The organism is Rhizobacter sp. P3_B12 (assembly GCF_056402895.1).
Genome location: NZ_JBFUGN010000552.1, coordinates 1 through 4,091, shown reverse-complemented (window position 1 = coordinate 4,091; position 4,091 = coordinate 1). Strand labels below are relative to the sequence as shown.

Here is a 4,091-nt window from a genome sequence, read left to right as displayed (position 1 = left end):
GTGCAGCAGGTTGCCGGTCATCAGGAAATCGATGCGGCCGGCAGGCAGCAGCGGGCGGTTGTTGACCTGCGGGCCGCCTTGCAGCAGCGTCACGTCGAGGCCGAACTTCTTGTAGGTGCCGTCGGCCACCGCCTGGTAGAAGCCGCCGTGCGCGGCCTGCGCCTTCCAGTTGGTCGCGAAAGTCACCTTGTCCTGCGCGAGGGCGGTGCCGGCCGCGAGCGTCAATGCCAAGGCTGCAAGGCGGATCGTGTTCTTCATGGGTCTCTCCTTCGATGGGTCAATTCTCGGTGGCGTGCCAGCGGCCCAGCAAGAGCCGAGACAGCGCATTGAAGCCGGCGAAGATCAGCACGCCGGTCAGCACCAGCAGGCTCAGCGCGGCGAACATCTTCGGCGTCTCGGTGCGGAAGCTCGCTTCCAGGATGCGCGACGCGAGGCCTGTCTCGCGGCCGGCGGCGCCGGCGACCATCTCGGCCGTCACCGCGCCGATCAGGCTCAGGCCGCCGGAGATCTTCAGGCCGGCGATGAAGTACGGCAACGCCGACGGCAGCAGCAGCAGGCGCAGCCGCTGCCAGGGCGAGGCGCGGTACAGCCGGAACAGCTCGCGCAGGTTCACGTCGGCCGCGCGCAGCCCGACCACGGTGTTCGACAGGATCGGGAAGAACGCGACGATCCAGGCGCACAGCAGCAGCGCGGCCGTCGTGCTCTCGACGTAGATCAGGATCAGCGGCGCGACCGCGACGATCGGCGTCACCTGCAGCACCACCGCCACCGGAAAGAGGGCCTCCTCGACCGGCCGCCACAGCGCGAACACCGCGGCGATCAGCACCCCGCCGGTGCAGGCGAGCAGCAGCGCGCCGAACGTGATCTTCACGGTGAACCACCAGCTGCCGGAAAGCGATGCGAAGTTGTCGACCAGCGTCTGCAGCACGAGGCTGGGCGCCGGCAGCGTGTAGTGCGGGATGTGGGCCAGCCGCACCAGCGCCTCCCAGGCGGCCAGCAGCGCGAGCAGCACGACGGCCGGTGCGACGCGGCGGCGCCAGCGCTCGTTCACGCGGCTGCCGCGGCATGCGCGGCCTCGAGCGAGCGCGAGACGGCCCGGCATTGGGCGACGTAGTCGTCGCTGTCGCGGAAGGCGGCCGCGTGCGGTACCGGCCGGCGGATGCGGAACTCGGCCACGATGCGGCCGGGCCGTGCGCCCATCACCAGCACGCGCTGGCTCAGGAACACCGCTTCGAGCACGCTGTGCGTGACGAACAGCACCGCCATCGGCCGCGCCTGCCAGGCGTCGAGCAGGTCGGTGTTCAGGCGCTGGCGGGTGATCTCGTCGAGCGCGGCGAACGGCTCGTCCATCAGCAGCAGCCGCGGCTGCGTGACCAGCGCGCGGGCGATCGATGCGCGCATCTTCATGCCACCGGACAACTCGCCCGGGAAGGCATCCGCAAACGCCTCKAGGCCCATGCGCTGCAGCAGCGGCAGCACCTGCGCGGCGGCAGCGCGGCGCGCGACGCCGGCCAGCCGCAGCGGCAGCCAGGCGTTGTCGAACACGCTGGCCCAGGGCATCAGCGTGGGCTCCTGGAACACGAAGGCGGTGTCGCTGGCCGCATCGGCCTGCCATGCCGGCGCCTGCACCGTGCCGGCGCTCGCGCGCTCGAGCCCGGCCACCAGCCGCAGCACCGTGCTCTTGCCGCAACCGGACGGGCCGAGCAGCGAGACGAACTCGCCCGGCTGCACGTCCAGCGAGACCGACTGCAAGGCCTGCACGCCGTTGGCGAAGCGCTTGTCGACCTGCCGCAGCGAGATCAGGGCGCCTGAGGCATCTGAAGCATCTGACATATAGGGTTCGCAGTGTGCCGCAGAACCCGTTCGCGCTAGGCTTCGGGGCCAACCGCGGAGACCACGATGAACCACCTCGCCCTGCCTTCGGGAACCTCGGTGCCGACCCTCGGTCTCGGCACCTGGCGCATGGGGGAATCGGCAGCGGCACGGCGTGGCGAGGTGGCCGCGATCCGCTTGGCGATCGACCTCGGCTACCGGCTCTTCGACACCGCCGAGATGTACGGCGAGGGCGGTGCCGAAGAGGCCCTCGGGCAGGCCGTCGCCGAGGCGCTGCGGGCCGGCGCGGTGCGGCGCGACGAGCTGTTCATCGTCAGCAAGGTCTACCCGCACCACGCGAGCCGCGCCGGCACCGTGGCCGCGTGCGAGCGCAGCCTGCAGCGGCTCGGGCTCGAGCAGGTCGACCTCTACCTGCTGCACTGGCCGGGCTCGCATCCGTTGCGCGACACGGTCGATGCGTTCGAGCGCCTGCAGGCGCAGGGGCGCATCCGAGCCTGGGGCGTCAGCAACTTCGATGCGAACGGCATGGCCGGCCTGTGGCAGATGGAGGGTGGCGCGGCCTGCGCGACCAATCAGGTGTACTACGCGCTGCCCGAGCGCGGCATCGAGTTCGACCTGCTGCCGCGCCTGCGTGAACGGAAGGTCCCGCTGATGGCCTACAGCCCGCTTGCGCAAGGTGAACTGGCCGCGCATCCCGGGCTGCAGTCGCTGGCCGATGCGCTCGGCGTCACGCCGACCCAGCTCGCGCTCGCGTGGGTGCTGCACCAGCCGGGCGTGATCGCGATCCCGAAGGCCGTGCGCGAAGCCCACCTGCGCGAGAACCTGGCCGCCGCCGGCCTGAAGCTCGGCGCGGCCGATCTCGCCGCACTCGACAAGCTGTTTCTGCCGCCGCAGCGCAAGACCCCGCTCGCGATGGTCTGACGAGGCAGGCCCCGATTGACGCGGCGGCCCCGCTGCGGCGACACTGGCCCCGCAAGGGGAGTAGCCCCCCGATCAAGCCGCCGTCAGCACGGGCGCCGCTCCCGCGGTTCCCCGGCACTTGAGCAGCGCCTGGCACTGAGGGGCCAATGCTGTGGGCAAGACCTTCACCCGCCGTGCATCCGCACGGCGTGCACTCTTGCGAGGTGAAGGACCATGGAACTCTTCTCAGCTGACTTCTTCTCGGCCTTGATGGCCATCGTGCTGCTCGATCTCGTGCTGGCCGGCGACAACGCCATCGTGATCGGGCTGGCTGCCCGCAACGTGCCGCCCGAGATGCAGCGCCGCGTGATCCTGTGGGGGACGGCCGGCGCGATCGTGATCCGCGCGCTGCTGACGCTGATCGTCGTGTGGCTGCTCAAGATCCCCGGCTTCCTGCTGGCCGGCGGCCTCGCGCTGATCTGGATCGCGTGGACGCTGACGCAGGACAAGGACGGCGAAGGCCACAGCATCAAGCCGCAATCCACCGTGCGCGGCGCGATCCAGACCATCGTGATCGCCGATGCGGTGATGGGCGTCGACAACGTGCTCGCGATCGGCGGCGCCGCCCACGGCAGCATGCTGCTGGTGGTGCTGGGCCTGTTGATCAGCATCCCGATCGTCGTCTGGGGCAGCCAGCTGATCCTGAAGCTGGTCGATCGCTTCCCGAGCATCGTCATCCTGGGCGCCGGCGTGCTCGGCTGGACGGCCGCGAAGATGATCAGCGGCGAACCACTGATCAAGTCGTGGTTCGAGCACCAGCACCTGGGGCACCTGGCGCTGTACATGGTGTGCGTCGGCGGCGTCACGCTGCCGGCCCTGTGGCGGCACTGGAACGATCGCCAGCGCGAGACCGGCGTGCTGCTGGYCGTGATGGTGACCTGGCTCGGCGTGTTCGACATGATCGAAGAGGCGATGGGCTGGGAAGACCAGCCGGTCGACACCTGGCAGTGGTGGCACGAGGGCATCGACCTGGTGATGTGGCTCGGCTGGGTGCCAGTCGCGGTGCTGGTGCACAAGCTGTGGGAGAAGCGGCATCCGAAGCCGGTGCCGGTGCATCAATGAAAAACGGGGGCCGCGAGGCCCCCGTTTCGTTTCACGGCTGGATCACAGGCGCGTGACGCCTGGGACCCATCCGACGAGTTCGCCGTCCAGGTACAGCGCCCCTTCGGGAGCGCCGGACTGCGCGTAGAACTCGAGCACCGGCGGCAGCGGCGGTGCGGGCGGCGCCGGCGGTACCGCCAGGCGCTGGGCCAGTTCAGCGAGCACGGCGCTCGCGGACTTCAGGGCGGCCGCTGCAG

The 4,091-nt window shown here is 70.3% G+C and carries 5 protein-coding genes and 1 pseudogene; 2 read left to right on the top strand and 4 right to left on the bottom strand.

What is annotated here, in order from left to right; all coding sequences use genetic code 11:
* The 3 genes from AC1D01_RS23460 to AC1D01_RS23450 all read right to left on the bottom strand — a co-directional run.
* A partial coding sequence (locus tag AC1D01_RS23460) for an ABC transporter substrate-binding protein (RefSeq protein ID WP_477870592.1) occupies positions 1-258 on the bottom strand: 258 nt, incomplete at its 3' end.
* A gap of 19 nt (positions 259-277) precedes the next feature.
* On the bottom strand, positions 278-1,051 hold the full coding sequence (locus AC1D01_RS23455) for an ABC transporter permease (RefSeq protein ID WP_477870590.1): 774 nt from the start codon (positions 1,049-1,051) through the stop codon (positions 278-280).
* On the bottom strand, positions 1,048-1,833 hold the full coding sequence (locus tag AC1D01_RS23450; protein ID WP_477870588.1) for an ABC transporter ATP-binding protein: 786 nt from the start codon (positions 1,831-1,833) through the stop codon (positions 1,048-1,050). Before AC1D01_RS23450 ends, AC1D01_RS23455 begins: the two co-directional genes overlap by 4 nt.
* 66 nt (positions 1,834-1,899) lie before the next feature.
* Here AC1D01_RS23450 and AC1D01_RS23445 point away from each other — a divergent pair, with 66 nt between their 5' ends.
* Together AC1D01_RS23445 and AC1D01_RS23440 are read left to right on the top strand one after the other, a co-directional pair.
* Positions 1,900-2,754 carry an aldo/keto reductase gene (locus tag AC1D01_RS23445; RefSeq protein WP_477870586.1) on the top strand — a complete coding sequence of 285 codons (855 nt, stop codon included), beginning with the start codon at positions 1,900-1,902 and terminating at the stop codon, positions 2,752-2,754.
* Positions 2,755-2,967: 213 nt separating this feature from the next.
* A pseudogene (locus AC1D01_RS23440) lies at positions 2,968-3,597 on the top strand (TerC family protein); the annotation flags it as partial.
* Positions 3,598-3,897: 300 nt separating this feature from the next.
* On the opposite strand, the gene AC1D01_RS23435 reads toward AC1D01_RS23440, so the two are convergent.
* A partial coding sequence (locus AC1D01_RS23435; RefSeq protein ID WP_477870584.1) for a hypothetical protein occupies positions 3,898-4,091 on the bottom strand: 194 nt, incomplete at its 5' end.

Coding starts and splice junctions, on each gene's coding strand:
- AC1D01_RS23445 (WP_477870586.1), top strand. CDS start 1,900: ATGAACCACCTCGCCCTGCCTTCGGGAACCTCGGTGCCGACCCTCGGT.